The sequence below is a fragment of the Ruania rhizosphaerae genome, from assembly GCF_009805705.1.
GTDB lineage: Bacteria > Actinomycetota > Actinomycetes > Actinomycetales > Beutenbergiaceae > Ruania > Ruania rhizosphaerae.
In genome coordinates this window covers 125,399-139,984 of record NZ_VSMB01000011.1, presented here as the reverse complement: position 1 = coordinate 139,984, position 14,586 = coordinate 125,399, and the positions used below count along the sequence as shown (strand labels likewise).

Annotated in this window: 18 protein-coding genes; 10 read left to right on the top strand and 8 right to left on the bottom strand. The window is 69.0% G+C overall.

Going from position 1 to position 14,586, the window contains the following annotated elements:
• Positions 1-3: 3 nt before the first annotated feature.
• The gene (gene sufU, locus FV560_RS15240; protein WP_159622404.1) at positions 4-498 is read left to right on the top strand and encodes a Fe-S cluster assembly sulfur transfer protein SufU; all 495 of its coding nucleotides are present in this window, start codon (positions 4-6) and stop codon (positions 496-498) included.
• 9 nt (positions 499-507) lie between these two features.
• Positions 508-894 carry a metal-sulfur cluster assembly factor gene (locus FV560_RS15235; RefSeq protein ID WP_235020156.1) on the top strand — a complete coding sequence of 129 codons (387 nt, stop codon included), beginning with the start codon at positions 508-510 and terminating at the stop codon, positions 892-894.
• 18 nt (positions 895-912) lie between these two features.
• Here FV560_RS15235 and FV560_RS15230 read toward each other — a convergent pair whose 3' ends face one another.
• Positions 913-1,863, bottom strand: a complete 951-nt coding sequence (locus tag FV560_RS15230; RefSeq protein ID WP_159622403.1) for a GNAT family N-acetyltransferase — start codon at positions 1,861-1,863, stop codon at positions 913-915.
• 66 nt (positions 1,864-1,929) lie between these two features.
• On the opposite strand from FV560_RS15230, the gene FV560_RS15225 reads away from it, so the two are divergent.
• Both FV560_RS15225 and FV560_RS15220 read left to right on the top strand, forming a co-directional pair.
• Positions 1,930-2,880, top strand: coding sequence for a DUF368 domain-containing protein (locus FV560_RS15225; protein ID WP_159622402.1), 951 nt, complete (start codon positions 1,930-1,932; stop codon positions 2,878-2,880).
• On the top strand, positions 2,877-4,475 hold the full coding sequence (locus FV560_RS15220) for an ABC-F family ATP-binding cassette domain-containing protein (RefSeq protein ID WP_159622401.1): 1,599 nt from the start codon (positions 2,877-2,879) through the stop codon (positions 4,473-4,475). Before FV560_RS15225 ends, FV560_RS15220 begins: the two co-directional genes overlap by 4 nt.
• Here FV560_RS15220 and FV560_RS15215 read toward each other — a convergent pair.
• Genes FV560_RS15215 through FV560_RS15205 form a run of 3 tightly spaced genes read right to left on the bottom strand, consistent with a single transcriptional unit; the run spans position 4,448 to position 5,974 of the window.
• On the bottom strand, positions 4,448-5,476 hold the full coding sequence (locus FV560_RS15215) for an SURF1 family protein (protein ID WP_159622400.1): 1,029 nt from the start codon (positions 5,474-5,476) through the stop codon (positions 4,448-4,450). The genes FV560_RS15220 and FV560_RS15215 overlap by 28 nt on opposite strands.
• Positions 5,469-5,675, bottom strand: a complete 207-nt coding sequence (locus FV560_RS15210) for a hypothetical protein (RefSeq protein WP_159622399.1) — start codon at positions 5,673-5,675, stop codon at positions 5,469-5,471. Before FV560_RS15210 ends, FV560_RS15215 begins: the two co-directional genes overlap by 8 nt.
• Positions 5,672-5,974 (bottom strand): DUF3099 domain-containing protein, encoded by a 303-nt coding sequence (locus FV560_RS15205; RefSeq protein WP_235020155.1) that lies wholly within the window; start codon positions 5,972-5,974, stop codon positions 5,672-5,674. Before FV560_RS15205 ends, FV560_RS15210 begins: the two co-directional genes overlap by 4 nt.
• 128 nt (positions 5,975-6,102) lie before the next feature.
• Between FV560_RS15205 and fabG the strand changes: the two genes are divergently transcribed.
• Both fabG and fabI read left to right on the top strand, forming a co-directional pair.
• Positions 6,103-6,819: a 3-oxoacyl-ACP reductase FabG gene (fabG, locus tag FV560_RS15200; RefSeq protein ID WP_159622397.1), complete on the top strand. Its 717-nt coding sequence runs from the start codon at positions 6,103-6,105 to the stop codon at positions 6,817-6,819.
• A 72-nt stretch (positions 6,820-6,891) separates the two neighbouring features.
• Complete coding sequence (fabI, locus tag FV560_RS15195) at positions 6,892-7,659, top strand: enoyl-ACP reductase FabI (RefSeq protein ID WP_159622440.1); 768 nt, start codon at positions 6,892-6,894, stop codon at positions 7,657-7,659.
• 54 nt (positions 7,660-7,713) lie between these two features.
• Here fabI and FV560_RS15190 read toward each other — a convergent pair whose 3' ends face one another.
• Positions 7,714-8,334, bottom strand: coding sequence for a GyrI-like domain-containing protein (locus FV560_RS15190; protein WP_159622396.1), 621 nt, complete (start codon positions 8,332-8,334; stop codon positions 7,714-7,716).
• A gap of 114 nt (positions 8,335-8,448) precedes the next feature.
• Between FV560_RS15190 and FV560_RS15185 the strand changes: the two genes are divergently transcribed.
• Complete coding sequence (locus tag FV560_RS15185) at positions 8,449-8,979, top strand: SixA phosphatase family protein (protein WP_159622395.1); 531 nt, start codon at positions 8,449-8,451, stop codon at positions 8,977-8,979.
• Between the two features lie 12 nt (positions 8,980-8,991).
• On the opposite strand, the gene serB is transcribed toward FV560_RS15185, so the two are convergent.
• Positions 8,992-9,648 carry a phosphoserine phosphatase SerB gene (gene serB, locus FV560_RS15180; RefSeq protein WP_159622394.1) on the bottom strand — a complete coding sequence of 219 codons (657 nt, stop codon included), beginning with the start codon at positions 9,646-9,648 and terminating at the stop codon, positions 8,992-8,994.
• Between the two features lie 24 nt (positions 9,649-9,672).
• Positions 9,673-10,917 (bottom strand): glucose-1-phosphate adenylyltransferase, encoded by a 1,245-nt coding sequence (gene glgC, locus FV560_RS15175; protein WP_159622393.1) that lies wholly within the window; start codon positions 10,915-10,917, stop codon positions 9,673-9,675.
• A 96-nt stretch (positions 10,918-11,013) separates the two neighbouring features.
• Here glgC and glgA point away from each other — a divergent pair, with 96 nt between their 5' ends.
• The gene (glgA, locus tag FV560_RS15170; protein ID WP_159622392.1) at positions 11,014-12,210 is read left to right on the top strand and encodes a glycogen synthase; all 1,197 of its coding nucleotides are present in this window, start codon (positions 11,014-11,016) and stop codon (positions 12,208-12,210) included.
• On the opposite strand, the gene FV560_RS15165 is transcribed toward glgA, so the two are convergent.
• Entirely contained in the window at positions 12,186-12,992 is an 807-nt protein-coding gene (locus FV560_RS15165) for a hypothetical protein (RefSeq protein WP_159622391.1), read from the bottom strand. The two genes, glgA and FV560_RS15165, sit on opposite strands and share 25 nt — an antisense overlap.
• A gap of 105 nt (positions 12,993-13,097) precedes the next feature.
• Between FV560_RS15165 and FV560_RS15160 the strand changes: the two genes are divergently transcribed.
• Positions 13,098-13,919 (top strand): ABC transporter ATP-binding protein, encoded by an 822-nt coding sequence (locus tag FV560_RS15160; protein WP_159622390.1) that lies wholly within the window; start codon positions 13,098-13,100, stop codon positions 13,917-13,919.
• A gap of 107 nt (positions 13,920-14,026) precedes the next feature.
• Entirely contained in the window at positions 14,027-14,512 is a 486-nt protein-coding gene (locus FV560_RS15155; protein ID WP_159622389.1) for an NfeD family protein, read from the top strand.
• Positions 14,513-14,586: the final 74 nt, after the last annotated feature.

The window sequence follows — 14,586 nt, the reverse complement described above, 5'->3', positions numbered from 1 at the left end:
GCGATGACCGGCTCGATGGAGCAGCTCTACCAGCAGGTGATCCTGGATCACTCCCGGGAGCGGCATGGCGCAGGCGGTGGCGGCCCGGATGCCCCACCAGCCTCGGCAGAGTCCTTCCAGGTGAATCCGACCTGCGGGGACGAGGTACGGCTCCGGGTGCACCTCCGGGAAGGCGCCACGGCGCCGATCATTGATCGCGTGACCTGGGACGGGACCGGGTGCTCGATCTCCCAGGCCTCGGTCTCGGTGCTGACCGACCTGGTGGCCGGCGCCGATGTGGCCACGGTGGACAGGGTGACCGAGACATTCCGGGCGCTGATGAACAACCGAGGTCAGCCACTGGAGGACGACCGTGAGGAAATACTCGGCGACGCCGCGGCGTTTGTCGGGGTAGCGCGCTACCCGGCGCGAATCAAGTGCGCGCTGCTGGGCTGGATGGCCCTGCGGGATGCGCTCGCACAGGCTGTGACCGCCCCGCCGCAGGCGGGCGAGAGGTGAGGAAGACCGATGACTGACACCCAGACAGAGACGCCGTCCGAGAGCGCGGACACCACCCAGACCCCGACACCCGCCAGCTCCGCCGCGGCCCCCAACGCCGCGGACGTGGAGGAGGCTCTGCGCGACGTGATCGACCCCGAGCTGGGGATCAACGTCGTCGACCTCGGGCTCATCTACGGGGTGACGGTGGACCAGAACAACCACGCCGTGATCGATATGACCCTGACGTCCGCGGCCTGCCCGCTCACCGATGTGATCGAGGATCAGGCCGCCCAGGCGCTGGAAGGCCTCGTGGCAGGCCAGCGCATCAACTGGGTCTGGATGCCGCCGTGGGGTCCGGAGAAGATCACCGACGACGGCCGTGAGCAGTTGCGGGCGCTCGGCTTCAACGTCTGACGCGACCCACCCGAGCGTTCATTCGGAGGCGACGAACCGGGTCTCGGTGACGATCTCGGCCGAGCCGATGACGAGCAGATCGTCGATCACAGCGGAAAGCGGCGTCATCGCGTCATCCACCTCGATCTGCACCGGGTACCGGGCCGCGAGCATTGCCAGGAGGTGACGGACTGCGGCCCGGGAACGCGCGTCGGCGAGTTCGGGGTCGTAGCCGAGCAGCACCTGCGTCGGGGCGTCGTCTGGGGCGGGAACGGTCGGAGTAGCGTCGGCGTCGTTGGGGTCCAGCCCCGGCGGATCGTAGGAGACCGCGAACGCCAGGATGGTGCCGCCACTCGGCTTCGGCCGATCCCGCAGCACGATCGCCCCCCTCGCTCCGGTCTCCGGCGCGAGCAACAGATCCTGGGCCCGCCCGAGTGTCATCTCCGAGCGGTCCCAGGAGGAGTGCGTGGCGTCGTAGAACGCCACGACCAGCTTTGACAACTCCACTGACCCGGTCGCCAGATCCTCCAGTGCCGGGCCAGTGGGGCCGAAGGTCGGGACATCCAGCGCGCCCGGCTGCACCAGCACCTGCCGGCTGCGGTGGACCAGCTCGAGCCCCAGCGCGGCAGCGAACCCTTCAGCGGCCTCGTTGCCGGCCGTATACCGCGCCCGGAGGGCGCCCACTCCCGACGGCGACGCGACCTCGCGTAGCCGCCGCACCAGTTCCGAGCCGGTTCCTTGGCGTCGATGATCGGGGGCGACCTCCACATAGACCCACAGCCGGTCCGGATGCAGGCGCGCCTCACTGACCGCCGCCGCGCCGATGACCTCACCATCGATCTCGGCCACCAGGCAGCGACGCCACGGGTCCTCAGCATCCGGTCCGAGAAGCAGGCGGTCCAGATTCGCCTGCGGAGTGTCCGATGCGCCGAATGCTGCGGCTGCGGCGACCTCGTCGCCTTCGCGCCAGGCTCGGAAGGTGACGCTCACGGTTGCGTTCCTCCAGGGTGTGATGGTGGGGGCTTGCGGCCACGGTCTCACGGTAGCGTCTGTGCGGTGACCTCCGAGACCCCCGCGGTTCCCGCTCGCCGTCGTCCCTGGGCAACACTGCTGAATCTCGTCCGGGGATTCCTGATCGGGTCCGCCGAGCTCGTGCCGGGTGTCTCCGGTGGCACGGTGGCGCTCGTCACCGGTGTGTACGACCGGCTCATCGATGCAGCCGCCCACGTGCTCGCTGCAGGCCGGCGATTGGTCGTCGGCCCCGACCGTCGTACCTTCACCACGGAGCTGCGACGCACCGACTGGTGGCTGATTCTGCCGGTGCTGGCTGGGATGGCGGCTGCCGTGCTCCTGGCCGCCGGTGTGATGGAGGGGTTCGTCACGTCCCACCCCGAGCACGCCCGGGGGCTGTTCTTCGGCCTCGTGGCCACGAGCATCCTGGTGCCGGTGCGGATGCTGCCGCCCGCTGGGGCACGCCGCGTGCGGGATGTGCTCGTGGTGGTGCTGGCAGCCGTCATCGCCTTCGTGCTGATCGGATTCGCCGGCGGCGAGACGCAGGCTGACCCGCCGATCATCGTGGTGTTCCTCGCCGCGGCGGTGGCGATCTGCGCGCTCGTGGTACCGGGAGTCTCCGGCGCGTTCTTCCTGCTCGCCATCGGTCTGTACTCGACCACCCTCGGCGCCGTGCACGACCGTGACCTCGGCTACATCGCCGTCTTCGCGGCCGGAGCCGCGGTCGGCCTGGCGACATTCGTGCAGGTCCTACGGTGGCTGCTGCACACCCACCGCCGTCTCACCCTGCTCGCCATGATCGGCCTCATGATCGGCTCCCTGCGTGCGCTCTGGCCGTGGCAAGCGAGCACGAGCGGTGCCGAGTCAGGCGTGGGTCAGCTGATCGCTCCGCAGGCACCCGTCGCCGGGCCGGTCGGCTTGGCGCTACTGGGATGCGCCGCGGTCGGAGTATTGATTCTTCTTGAGTCGCGACGGGCGGTACAGTCGGGCCAGTGATTATCGCGCAGGGTGTCGGGCTCAGAATCGGGGCTCGGCAATTGCTCAGTGCCTCCAGCTTTCGGATCGACTCCGGTGACCGGATCGGTCTCGTCGGCCGCAACGGTGCCGGCAAGACCACTCTCACCAAGACGCTCGCTGGTGAAGGCGAGCCGACCGAAGGCACCATCACCCGCACCGGGACGGTCGGCTATCTGCCGCAGGACCCACGGACCGGCGATCTCGACCAGCTGGCCATGGACCGCGTGCTCTCCGCCCGGAACCTGCACGAGCTGCTCCGGCGGGTGCGCAAGGCCGAAGACGAGATGGCCAGCGAGAACGACGCCGTCCGCGAGCGCGCCATGGCCCGCTACACCCGGCTCGATGCCGAGTTCGAGGCGCAGGGAGGATGGGCGGCCGAGAGCGAAGCCGCCCGCATCACCTCCAACCTCGGCCTGCCGCCGAAGGTGCTCTCCCAGCCGTTGCGCACGCTTTCCGGGGGCCAGCGCCGCCGCGTCGAACTCGCCCGCATCCTGTTCTCCGACTCCCAGACGCTCCTGCTCGACGAACCCACCAACCACCTCGATGCCGACTCGATCGTCTGGCTGCGGGAGTACCTGGCCTCCTACCCCGGCGGTTTCGTCGTCATCAGCCACGACACCGGGCTGCTCGAGGCCACGGTCAACAAGGTGTTCCACCTGGACGCCAACCGGTCCGAGCTCGACATCTACAACCTGCGCTGGCACGCCTACCTCGAACAGCGTGAGACCGATGAACGCCGGCGCAAGCGCGAACGAGCCAATGCCGAGAAGAAGGCATCGGCGCTGATGGCGCAGGCCGACAAGATGCGCGCCAAGGCAACCAAGGCGGTCGCCGCCCAGAACATGGCACGCCGCGCTGAGCGGATGCTCGCCGGCCTGGACGATGTCCGCGCTGCCGACAAGGTCGCCAAGCTCCGATTCCCCGACCCGGCTCCGTGCGGCAAGACGCCGTTGCGAGCCCAGGGGCTGTCGAAGTCCTACGGCTCCCTCGAGGTGTTCACCGACGTCGATCTGGCGATCGACCGCGGCTCGAAGGTCGTGGTGCTCGGACTCAACGGCGCTGGGAAGACCACCCTGCTGCGGCTGCTCGCCGGCACCGAGCCCTCCGACACCGGTGAGGTGCTCCCCGGGCACGGCCTGAAGGTGGGCTACTACGCCCAGGAGCACGAGACCCTCGACACCGAACGCACCGTGGTGGAGAACCTGCGCACCGCCGCACCGGATCTCACCGACACCCAGGTGCGCAGCGTGCTCGGGTCATTCCTGTTCTCCGGTGACGACGCCGAGAAGCCGGCCAAGGTGCTCTCCGGTGGCGAGAAGACCCGGTTGGCGCTTGCGGTGCTGGTCGTGTCCCAGGCGAACGTGCTGCTGTTGGACGAGCCGACCAACAACCTCGATCCGGCCAGCCGGGAGGAGATTCTCGCCGCCCTGCGCAGCTTCACCGGAGCCGTGGTGCTGGTCACGCACGACGAGGGGGCGGTCCAGGCTCTCGAGCCGGAGCGTGTTCTCCTGCTTCCCGACGGCGACGAGGACCTGTGGAACCCCAACTACCTCGAGTTGGTCTCACTCGCCTGATCGTCGCCGGTGTGAGTCGGCACGGCAGCAGCCTGGGCCGTTCGCGCGGCCTCGAGCTGGGCGTCGATGATCGCGTCCTCCTCGTCGGCCTCGGTGCGGCGCCGCGGCCGGCGGGACTGTCGCTGGGAAGACTGGCGGGGCGGCCGGTGGGAGGACACGGCGGAGTGGCCGGGGTCCGGGTGCGTCCCGGTGCTGGCGTGCCCCGCAGGGCCGGAGTGGTCGGCTGGGTCAGCCCAGTCGGCCGCCTCGCGCCGTGCGAGCACGACGGCACCCACCAGCGCTCCGAGGGCAAACACCCACCATTGAAACGCGTAGGACAGGTGATTGCCCAGGTCGGCGCTCGGGCGCGGTAGCGGTGCGGGCGGCGTGGCTGTGGTCGGGGATTCCTCGACCAGTACCCCGTAGACGCCGGTGACCACCGTGCCTGCGAGGTCGGCACCAGGAGCGGCCACGTCCAGGACCTGCGACGGGTTGATCGCGTAGACCTGACGGCCGGTGAGATCCCGTTCGCTCCGGGGCTCGGCAGCCCGCAGACGCACCGTCACCCTCACCTCACCCTCGGGGAGCTCCTGCTCGGCGGTGTGGTCAGCGAACGCGTCGGAGCGGTACCAGCCGCGGTCGACCAGCAGCCACCACGGTTCCTCCTCACCCTCGACCTGCAGGGCGAGGGCCGCCAGCACATGGTCTGCGGGTGACCCACCGATCGGTCGCTGGGGGAGCACCACAGCGGGGACCAGGTATTCCCCGGTCACGGTGACCTGACGCCAGGTGAGGTCCTCGGGCCAGGTGGAGTGCGCCGTCGGGAGCAACTCGGTCAGGGCAACCGGTGGGCTGTCGTAGTTCGCCTCCACCAGGGCGGCCGCCTCAGCCTTGCCCTGGTAGCGGGTCAGCTGCCAGTAGCCCAGCATGGCGCAGGTGAGGCTGACGACGACCGCCATCGCCATGATCCCGGCCCACCTGCGTGAGCGGAGGAAGGCGTAGCGGGTGCTGGAATCAGTCATCGGCGGTGAGTTCGGCCACCGGAATCGTCTCGCGGAGGAAGGAGCGTGCACCGAGGAAGTGCTCCAGATGCTGGCGGTGGGACTCGCAGGCGAGCCAGGTCTTGCGCCGGTCGGGGGTGTGCAAGCGGGGATTGTTCCACCGCAGCGCCCAGTCCGCCGTGCTCCGGCAGCCTTTCGCGCTGCAGATCAACTCGGTCATGGACGCTCCTCGCCACGGGTGGGGTTGGTCAATTGACGCTCTGGTTCGGCCGGGAGGGTTGCGATCAGGGTGTCCGGTCGCTGGCGCCGCTCCACACCGGCGTTGGCGAGCATCACGGCGATCAGCGGCAGCAGACCGGCCGCTGCGATGCAGGCCCACCGCACCCAGCCGTCGGTGAACAACGCCGCGACGAAGCACCCGGTCCGGATGCCCATGGTGATCAGGTAGCGCACGATCCGATCGTGGGACTGCTCGCTCTGCGGGCGTCCTGCGGCGGTGATCGCATGAACCTCGGACACCACTCCAGGGTACGCCCCGCCTCCCGCCGAGGCAGACGAGCGACGGTGACCGGTCGCCGATCTGCCTCCACCTGTCCAGACGCGCTAGCGTGGGCCCGGCGACGCAGCGAGATCGAGAGGAACATGCGGTGAGCGAAGAGCAGAACCAGGGCCGGACCGTGGTGGTCACCGGCGCCAACCGGGGGATCGGACGGGCCATCGCCGAGAGGTTCGTGGCCGACGGCTTCCGGGTAGCGGGGATCGCCCGTTCCGACGACCTTCCCGAGGGAGTGTTCTTCGCCCACGCGGACATGACCGACACCGCCTCCGTGGACGCGGCATTCACGGCGATCGAGGAGCATCAGGGTCCGACTGAGGTGCTCGTGGCCAACGCCGGCATCACCAAGGACACGTTGCTGATGCGGATGACCGATGAGGAGTTCACCGACGTGGTGGACGTCAACCTCACCGGGGTGTTCCGCTGCGTGCGCCGGGCGACCAAGCCAATGATCCGCAAACGGACCGGGCGGATCATCATGATCTCCTCGGTGGTGGGGCTGTACGGCTCACCGGGGCAGGTCAACTACGCGGCGACCAAATCCGGCCTGGTGGGGATGGCGCGCTCCATCACCCGTGAGCTCGGCGGGCGGGGTATCACCGCCAACGTCGTGGCTCCGGGGTTCATCGACACCGCCATGACCGCTGAGCTGCCCGAGGCCACGCAGGAGAAGTACCTGGCCTCCATCCCAGCCGGTCGGTTCGGTGCGACGGACGAGATCGCCGACGCCGTCGCCTTCCTTGCCGGTGCCGGGTACGTCAGCGGTGCAGTGATCCCGGTGGACGGCGGCCTCGGGATGGGGCACTGAGCAAGCGATTCTTCGACGGTGCCGGCGGCCGCTAGGCTCGGGGCCGGAACGCGTCACGACGAGAGGGACATGATGGGACTGCTGGACGGGAAGACGCTGCTGGTGACGGGTGTGCTCATGGAGAGCTCGATCGCCTTCTCCGTGGCGCGCCTGGCGCAGGAGCAGGGTGCGACTGTGGTGCTCTCCTCGTTCGGTCGGCAGTTGAAGCTCACCCAGGCGATCGCCAGGCGGCTCCCGGAGCCGGCCCCCGTGGTGGAGCTCGACGTGACGAGCGAGGAGGATCTGGCCGCGTTGGCTGATCGGGTCTCTGAGCACGTCGACCACCTCGACGGCGTCGTGCACTCGATCGGATTTGCTCCGCAGTCGGTGATGGGTGGCAATTTCCTCTCCGGGGAGTGGAAGGACGTCTCCACCGCGGTGGAGATCTCCGCGTTCTCCCTCAAGTCGCTGGCCGTCGCCGCGCAGCCGTTGTTGACGCGCGGGTCCTCCGTGGTGGGCCTGACCTTCGACGCCCAGTACGCCTGGCCGGTCTACGACTGGATGGGCGTGGCCAAGGCCGCCTTCGAGGCGACCGCCCGGTACCTCGCCCGTGACCTCGGCCCGGAGGGCATCCGTGTCAACCTCGTCTCCGCCGGGCCGCTGCGCACCACCGCGGCCAAGTCGATTCCCGGGTTCGAGGAGATGGAGGGCGGCTGGCCCGACCGGGCGCCGTTGGGATGGGACGTCTCGGACGCCGAGCCGACCGCCCGCACGATCGTGGCGCTGCTCTCGGACTGGTTCCCGGCGACCACGGCGGAAATCGTGCACGTCGACGGTGGCGTGCACGCGATGGGGCTGTAGGGCCTCGTTCAGGTCGCGCATGTCCGAACGGGAATGGATGGAGCGGCTGCCGGTTCAGGCTGAGTCCCGCTCCACCGGCTGGCGCAGGATCGTCCGCAACCGTTCGGCCGGCATCCGCCGGGGGTCGCTGAGGTAGATCTCATGGTGGCGACCGGTCATCCGTAGCCCCTGACTGGGGATGAACTCGGTGTGCATGGCGGCGAGCACGGGCGCTTCGTCGTCGTAGGGCCCGATGTGCAGCGTCTGCACACTGAGCCCCTCGTCCAGGGCCTCGAAGCGGACGTGCTCCAGTGCGGGGGCGCCACCCTTACTGCGCACCGCCTCCCTCGCCGCCTCGACCTGCTCGGCTCCGAGCCAGTCCGGGACGGCGATCATCACCGTCCAGGACCACCGTGACTTGTCCCGGGCGGTGGTGAACGCCGCCATGTCCTCGGCCCACCAGAGCGCCTCCAGCGGCGGCACGACGTAGTCCCGGTCCAGCTCACGCTTGCTGAGGAACTTCAGGGTGTAGGCGAGTGGATACAGCGATCCCACAGCGTCGGCGTAGGCCTGTGAGGTGTTCGGGTCACCCTGGCCGTCGACCATGAGGTACTGCAACGACGGGACCTCGACGATCGAGAAGGTGCCGCGCCGAGCGGTGTAGGAGGGGATCTGCTTCTTCAGGTCAACCTTCACGGATCACAGTCTTCCTCATTCGAATCCCGCTCCGGCGAAGGAATCCCGCTCCGGGTAGTTGCAGCCGGATTCGATTGCGCCAACGGGATTCGGATGCGCCCTTAGGCTGGCGTGATGAACTCTGCCTCCAAGCGCCTGGTGCTGTTGCGGCACGCGCAAGCCGAGCACGGCGCCCTGCGGGACGTCGACCGTGCCCTGAGCCTGGACGGCCGCGCCCACGCTCGTATCGTCGGGGAGCGCCTGGCGGCTTCCGGCCTCGTGCCGGATCTGGTGCTGTGCTCGGTCGCCGTGCGCACCCGCCAGACGTGGCAACTGGCAGCTGCGGGTATGGCCGAGCGCGCGGAGGGCGCGGAGGTGCGTTACCTCGACGAGCTCTACGAGGCGGATCTGAGTGACGTCCTCGACGCGATACGGGACGTTCCGGAACCCACACCGACGGTGCTGGTGGTGGGGCACGAACCGGTGACCTCCGCCGTCGCGCACCTGCTGGCGGCACCCGGCTCGCAGGAGGCAGCCCTCCACCGCGTACGCACGGGCATCTCGACGGCGATGGCGGCCGTCCTCTCCCCGAACGTTGCCTGGCCCGATATCGGCCGGCGCAGTTGCGTCCTGACAGAGCTGATCAGCGGACGCGAGAGCGGCTGATCCTCACGCGCCTCACAGCCAGGTGAGCACCTGGTCCAGACCGCCGTCGGTGATCGCGCGATCCGCCTGTGCAGCCACCACCGGCTTGGCATGGAAGGCGATCCCCAGACCGGCGGCCGCCAGCATGTCCAGGTCGTTCGCACCATCACCGATCGCGACAGTGTCGATCAGGTCGATCCCCTCCTCGGCGGCGAAGGTGCGCAACCAGGTTGCCTTCGCGGCACGGTCCACGATCGGTCCCGCGATGCGGCCGGTCAGCACCCCCTCGCGCGCCTGGAGCCGGTTCGCGCGCACCCGGGTGATCCCCAGGCCGGCAGCGATCGGATCGACGATCTCGTGAAAGCCGCCCGAGACCAGCGCGAGCGGCCAGTCCCGGGCCTGGGCCGCCGTCACCAGCTCGGCAGCTCCCGGGCTCAGGGAGATCTCGGCACGGACTTCGGCGAGCACCTCCACCGGGAGGCCGGCCAGGGTGGCCACACGTTCGGTCAACGATGCGGCGAAGTCCAGTTCGCCGGCCATGGCCCGCTCGGTGATGGCTGCCACCTGCTCGCCGGTGCCGGCCCGTGTGGCGAGCAGATCGATCTGCTCGGCGGTGATGAACGTGGAATCCACGTCCATCACGATCAGCCGACGACGTCCCTCACCGTTGCTGTGATCCCTGTGATCCATGCGGAAGATCCTGCCAGGGCAGGCTCAGTCCGTGGCGACCCGCCCGTTCTTCGGGACGACGGTGATCCCGCCGTCGGTGACCGTGAAGCCGCGTGCGGTGTCCCGCTCGTGGTCCACGCCGACGGTGGCGCCGGCCTCGACGACCACACCCTTGTCGAGGATGGCCCGGCGTACCGTCGCGTGCCGGTGCACCGACACCCCGTCCATGAGGACGGCGTCGGTCACCTGTGACCAGGAATTCACCCGGACGCCCGGGGAGAGGACCGATCCGGAGACCTCGCCGCCCGAGACCACCACACCGGGGGAGATGATGGAGTCGGTCGCGTGGCCTACCCGATCCTCGACGGCGTGCACGAACTTGGCCGGTGGCAGTCCGGTGTACCCGGTGTGCAGCGGCCAGGAATTGTTGTAGAGGTTGAAGACCGGCTCAACGGCGATCAGATCCCGGTTCGCCTCGTAGTAGGCGTCCAGCGTCCCGACGTCACGCCAGTAGTCACGATCGCGATCCTTCGAGCCCGGAACGTCGTTGTCGATGAAGTCATACAGGCCGCACTGGCCCTTGGAGACGAAGTGGGGCACGATGTCGCCGCCCATGTCGTGCTTGGAGTCGGCGCGGGCAGCGTCGGAGGTGACCGCGTCCACCAGGGCATCGGCGTTCATCACGTAGTTCCCCATCGACGCCAGCACCTCATCGGGGGAGTCCGCCAGGCCGGGCGGGTCGGCCGGCTTCTCCAGGAATGCGGCGATCTTGCGGGGGTCGGACGAATCGGCGTCGATCACTCCGAACTGGTCGGCCAGGGACTTCGGTTGCCTGATGCCGGCCACCGTCATCTCCGCACCGGACTCGATGTGCGAGGCGACCATCTGGGAGAAGTCCATGCGGTAGACGTGATCTGCTCCGACCACCACCACGATGTCCGGCTTCTCGTCGTCGATGAGGTTCAGCGACTGGTAGATCGCATCGGCGCTGCCGAGGAACCAGTTCTTTCCGACCCGCTGCTGGGCCGGGACGGGCGCCACGTAGTTGCCCAGCAGTGCGGACATCCGCCAGGTCGTGGCGATGTGCCGGTCCAGCGAGTGGGACTTGTACTGCGTGAGCACCACGATCTTCAGGTAGCCGGAGTTCACCACGTTCGAGAGCGCGAAGTCGATCAGGCGGTATATCCCGCCGAACGGGACCGCGGGTTTGGCCCGGTCCTGCGTCAGCGGCATCAGCCGCTTCCCTTCGCCGCCAGCCAGAACGATTGCGAGAACCCGTGGTGCTGCCATGCTCAGAACCCTAGAGTCATCAGGCGGCTTGCACCATCCAAACCCGCCATTAGTTTTTCTGAGTTCACCTGGCGTACCAGCACGAAGGAGTAAGCGATGCGTGTCGACATCCTCACCCGTGAATATCCACCGCATGTCTACGGCGGTGCCGGCGTGCACGTCGATGAGCTCTCACGGGTGCTGCGTCAGCACCTCGACGTGCGGGTGAGGTGCTTCGACGGGCCGCGTGCGGATGAGGGCGTCACCGGATACGACGTCCCGACTACCCTGACCGATGCCAATGCGGCGCTGGCCACCCTCGGCGTCGACCTGCAGATGGCCAACGACCTCGCCGGTGCCGATCTGGTTCACTCCCACACCTGGTACGCCAACATGGGCGGGCACCTCGGCGGTCTCCTGCACGGCATCCCGCACGTGGTCTCGGCGCACAGCCTCGAACCGTTGCGTCCCTGGAAGGCCGAGCAGCTCGGCGGCGGTTACGCCCTGTCCAGCTGGGCCGAGCGGACGGCGTACGAGGGAGCCGCCCGCATCATCGCCGTCAGCGCCGGGATGCGCGCGGATATCCTACGTTGCTACCCGCAGCTCGACCCCGAGAAGGTCGTGGTGGTGCACAACGGCATCGATCTGAACGCCTGGCAGCGACCGGGGGAGGCGGAGAGCGCGCAGATCGCCCGTCAGCACGGGGTGGACCCGGATCGGCCGGCGGTGATCTTCGTCGGTCGTATCACCCGCCAGAAGGGACTGCCGCACCTGCTCGCCGCGGCCCATCAGTTACCGCCCGAGGTCCAACTGGTCCTCTGCGCGGGGGCGCCTGATACCCCCGAGCTCGCCGCGGAGGTCACCGAAGCGGTCGCTGAGCTTCAGCGCACCCGGACGGGAGTGGTCTGGATCGACCAGATGCTGCCGCGTGCGGAGGTCGTCGGGCTCCTCGCCGCTTCGACGGTGTTCGTGTGCCCCTCGGTGTACGAACCGCTCGGGATCGTCAACCTCGAGGCCATGGCGGTCGGGGTTCCGGTGGTGGCCTCGGCTACCGGCGGGATCCCGGAGGTCGTGGCCGACGGTGAGACCGGGCGGCTGGTTGCGCTCGAGCAGCGTCAGGACGGGACCGGGACTCCTCTGGACCCGGAGAAGTTCGAGGCCGATCTCGCGCAGGCCCTGGCCGATGTCTCCACCGGCGCTGACCAGGCCCGGAGGATGGGGCAGGCAGGGCGACGCCGCGCCGAGGAGATGTTCTCCTGGGACGCCATTGCCGAGCGCACACTCGAGGTCTATCGCGGTGTGCTGGGTGGCTGAGGAGCCGGGGCGCTGATCGTGGCCGCGACCATGGCGCGACGTGCGGCCGTGGCCACGTGCCGCATGGCGGCACTTCGCTGATCCACCTGCCAGGCGTTGACGGCGGCCCCATGGTCCTGCGAGGCCAGCCGCACGATCGCGTCCAACCGGGCCGCGCGTACCAGCAGATCCACACGGCGCCGGTCCACCCGTTCCGGTAGACGGCGGGCCAGATCGCTCGGCACGACTCCGGAGGCGAGATCAGCAATCTGCTCGGCCGCCTCAGGGCGCCATCGTGCCACGTCCATGCGTGTCAATGCGTCGATCGCGATCTCGAGAGCCTCCGTCAGGCTCCGACGGGCGTCCGCGGCCGAGTCCGGGACGGGCACCCGGCCGGAGTCGCGACGTAGGTGCCAGGTCACCATGGCGCCCGGCTCCCACGCCGAACCGAACTCCAGCACGTGTGGGAGGGCCACCACGGTCGGCCCCGCAGCGGTCCCGACGGCGACGATCGCCTCTCCCGCCACGCTCGTCTCGTCAGCGAGCGCGGCGGGCACTCCGATCTCCCCAGGGACGGGCAGTGCCGTGTGCACCACCGACGTCGAGCCACTGAGATCGAGCAGCAACCCGGCGAGGGTGGCTTCGCGTCCGTCCGGTTCGACCACGGTGTGCGGCTCGTCCTCACCCTGGACGGCACGGACGGCGGTGTCCACTGCGGCCGGCAACCCAGCCGGGCCGGCGACGGTGCGCAACTCGTCCACCCAGAGGGCGGCGAGCACACTACGCGGCAGATCGATCGGCACGGCAGGCAGGCTAGATGAGGCTGTGGGCCCGTGTCACACCCGCGGACGGCGCGTAGCGCCAGTGGCTGTGCCGGGGGAGGGTGGGTGGACCGATAGGCTCACAGCATGGGTGATGTGCTCCAGTTCGACGATGTGACGGTCCGCCGAGGAGACAAGGCCATCCTCGACTCGATGACATGGTCGGTGGAGGAAGGTGAGCGTTGGGTCGTGCTCGGCCCCAACGGCGCCGGGAAGACCACGGTCGCGGCCCTGGCCGCAGCGCGGATGCACCCCACGGGCGGGCGTGTCGTCGTCCTGGGTGAGGAACTCGGCAAGGTTGACGTCTTCGAGCTGCGGCCACGGATCGGTCTGTCCAGCGCCTCGCTCGCCGACCGCATCCCGAGATCGGAGCGGGTGATCGACGTGGTCCTCACCGCGTCCTATGGCATGACCGGCCGGTGGCGGGAGTCCTACGAGCAGCTCGACCTCGGTCGCGCTCGTGACCTGCTCGCCGCCTTCGGCATGTCCGGCTTCGAGGAGCGGCTCTTCGGCACGCTTTCCGAGGGTGAACGCAAGCGGGTGCAGATCGCACGGGCGTTGATGACAGACCCCGAGCTGCTGATCCTCGACGAACCCGGTGCCGGGTTGGACCTGGGCGGCCGCGAGGAACTGGTGGCCGCTCTGGGTGAGCTCGCTGCCGATGTGATGTCACCGGTGCTGGTCCTGGTGACTCACCATGTGGAGGAGATCCCGCCGGGTTTCACCGACGGCCTCCTCTTGCGTGACGGTCAGGTGGTAGCGGCCGGAGAGCTGGAGTCGGTGATGACGCCGCAGCACTTGTCGGCCACGTTCGGACTCGATCTGGTGGTCGAGCGCCACGGTTCCCGTTTCGCGGCACGTGCCCTCGCGGGAGAGCCTGGTGTGCACGAGGCGAGGGCTGCCCGCTAGGGCTCGCCCTCAAGCCTGGGAAGTTCTGCCCACCTGGGGCCGGACCTCGACCGGTGCAGTTCGGGTCGGCATGGATAGGATGAGCAGAACGAGACGGGAGGAGACCCATGGACCTGGGCTGGCTGTGGTGGCTCGGTGCCGCGTTGATTCTCGGCGTGGTGGAGATGCTGACCGTCGATCTGCTGTTCCTGATGCTCGCAGGTGGCGCTGTTGCGGCCGCTGTCGCTGGACTGCTGGGTGCCCCCTTCCTGGTGCAGCTGCTCGTCGCGGCGGTTGTCGCCGTCCTGCTGCTGTTCGGGGTGCGCCCATGGGCGCTCGCCAAGTTGAAGTCGACGACCCCGGACGCCAAGACCGGGATCGACGCACAGATCGGGCGCTCGGCCACCGTCGTGGCAGACGTGACCGACCGCGCCGGGCGGGTCAAGCTCTCGGGCGAGGTGTGGACCGCCCGCAACGAGCAGCGCGGAACGGTGCTGCCGGCGGGGACGGACGTCGTCGTGGTCCGGATCGAAGGCGCTACCGCCTACGTCACGGCACCTGAGACACCGGCCGATCCGAGTCAGCCCTACGGACCACCAGCGCCGGGCTACTGACGCCGACTGAGGCGGCAGCCGCCCGTTGCCGGTGAACGCCCATCCATCACAACCACACAACGTGACAGAGGCGG

Coding starts and splice junctions, on each gene's coding strand:
- FV560_RS15210 (WP_159622399.1), bottom strand. CDS start 5,675: ATGACCGAGTTGATCTGCAGCGCGAAAGGCTGCCGGAGCACGGCGGAC.
- sufU (WP_159622404.1), top strand. CDS start 4: ATGACCGGCTCGATGGAGCAGCTCTACCAGCAGGTGATCCTGGATCAC.
- glgA (WP_159622392.1), top strand. CDS start 11,014: ATGCGTGTCGACATCCTCACCCGTGAATATCCACCGCATGTCTACGGC.
- glgC (WP_159622393.1), bottom strand. CDS start 10,917: ATGGCAGCACCACGGGTTCTCGCAATCGTTCTGGCTGGCGGCGAAGGG.
- serB (WP_159622394.1), bottom strand. CDS start 9,648: ATGGATCACAGGGATCACAGCAACGGTGAGGGACGTCGTCGGCTGATC.
- FV560_RS15160 (WP_159622390.1), top strand. CDS start 13,098: ATGGGTGATGTGCTCCAGTTCGACGATGTGACGGTCCGCCGAGGAGAC.
- FV560_RS15155 (WP_159622389.1), top strand. CDS start 14,027: ATGGACCTGGGCTGGCTGTGGTGGCTCGGTGCCGCGTTGATTCTCGGC.
- FV560_RS15185 (WP_159622395.1), top strand. CDS start 8,449: ATGAACTCTGCCTCCAAGCGCCTGGTGCTGTTGCGGCACGCGCAAGCC.
- FV560_RS15235 (WP_235020156.1), top strand. CDS start 508: ATGACTGACACCCAGACAGAGACGCCGTCCGAGAGCGCGGACACCACC.
- fabI (WP_159622440.1), top strand. CDS start 6,892: ATGGGACTGCTGGACGGGAAGACGCTGCTGGTGACGGGTGTGCTCATG.
- FV560_RS15215 (WP_159622400.1), bottom strand. CDS start 5,476: ATGACTGATTCCAGCACCCGCTACGCCTTCCTCCGCTCACGCAGGTGG.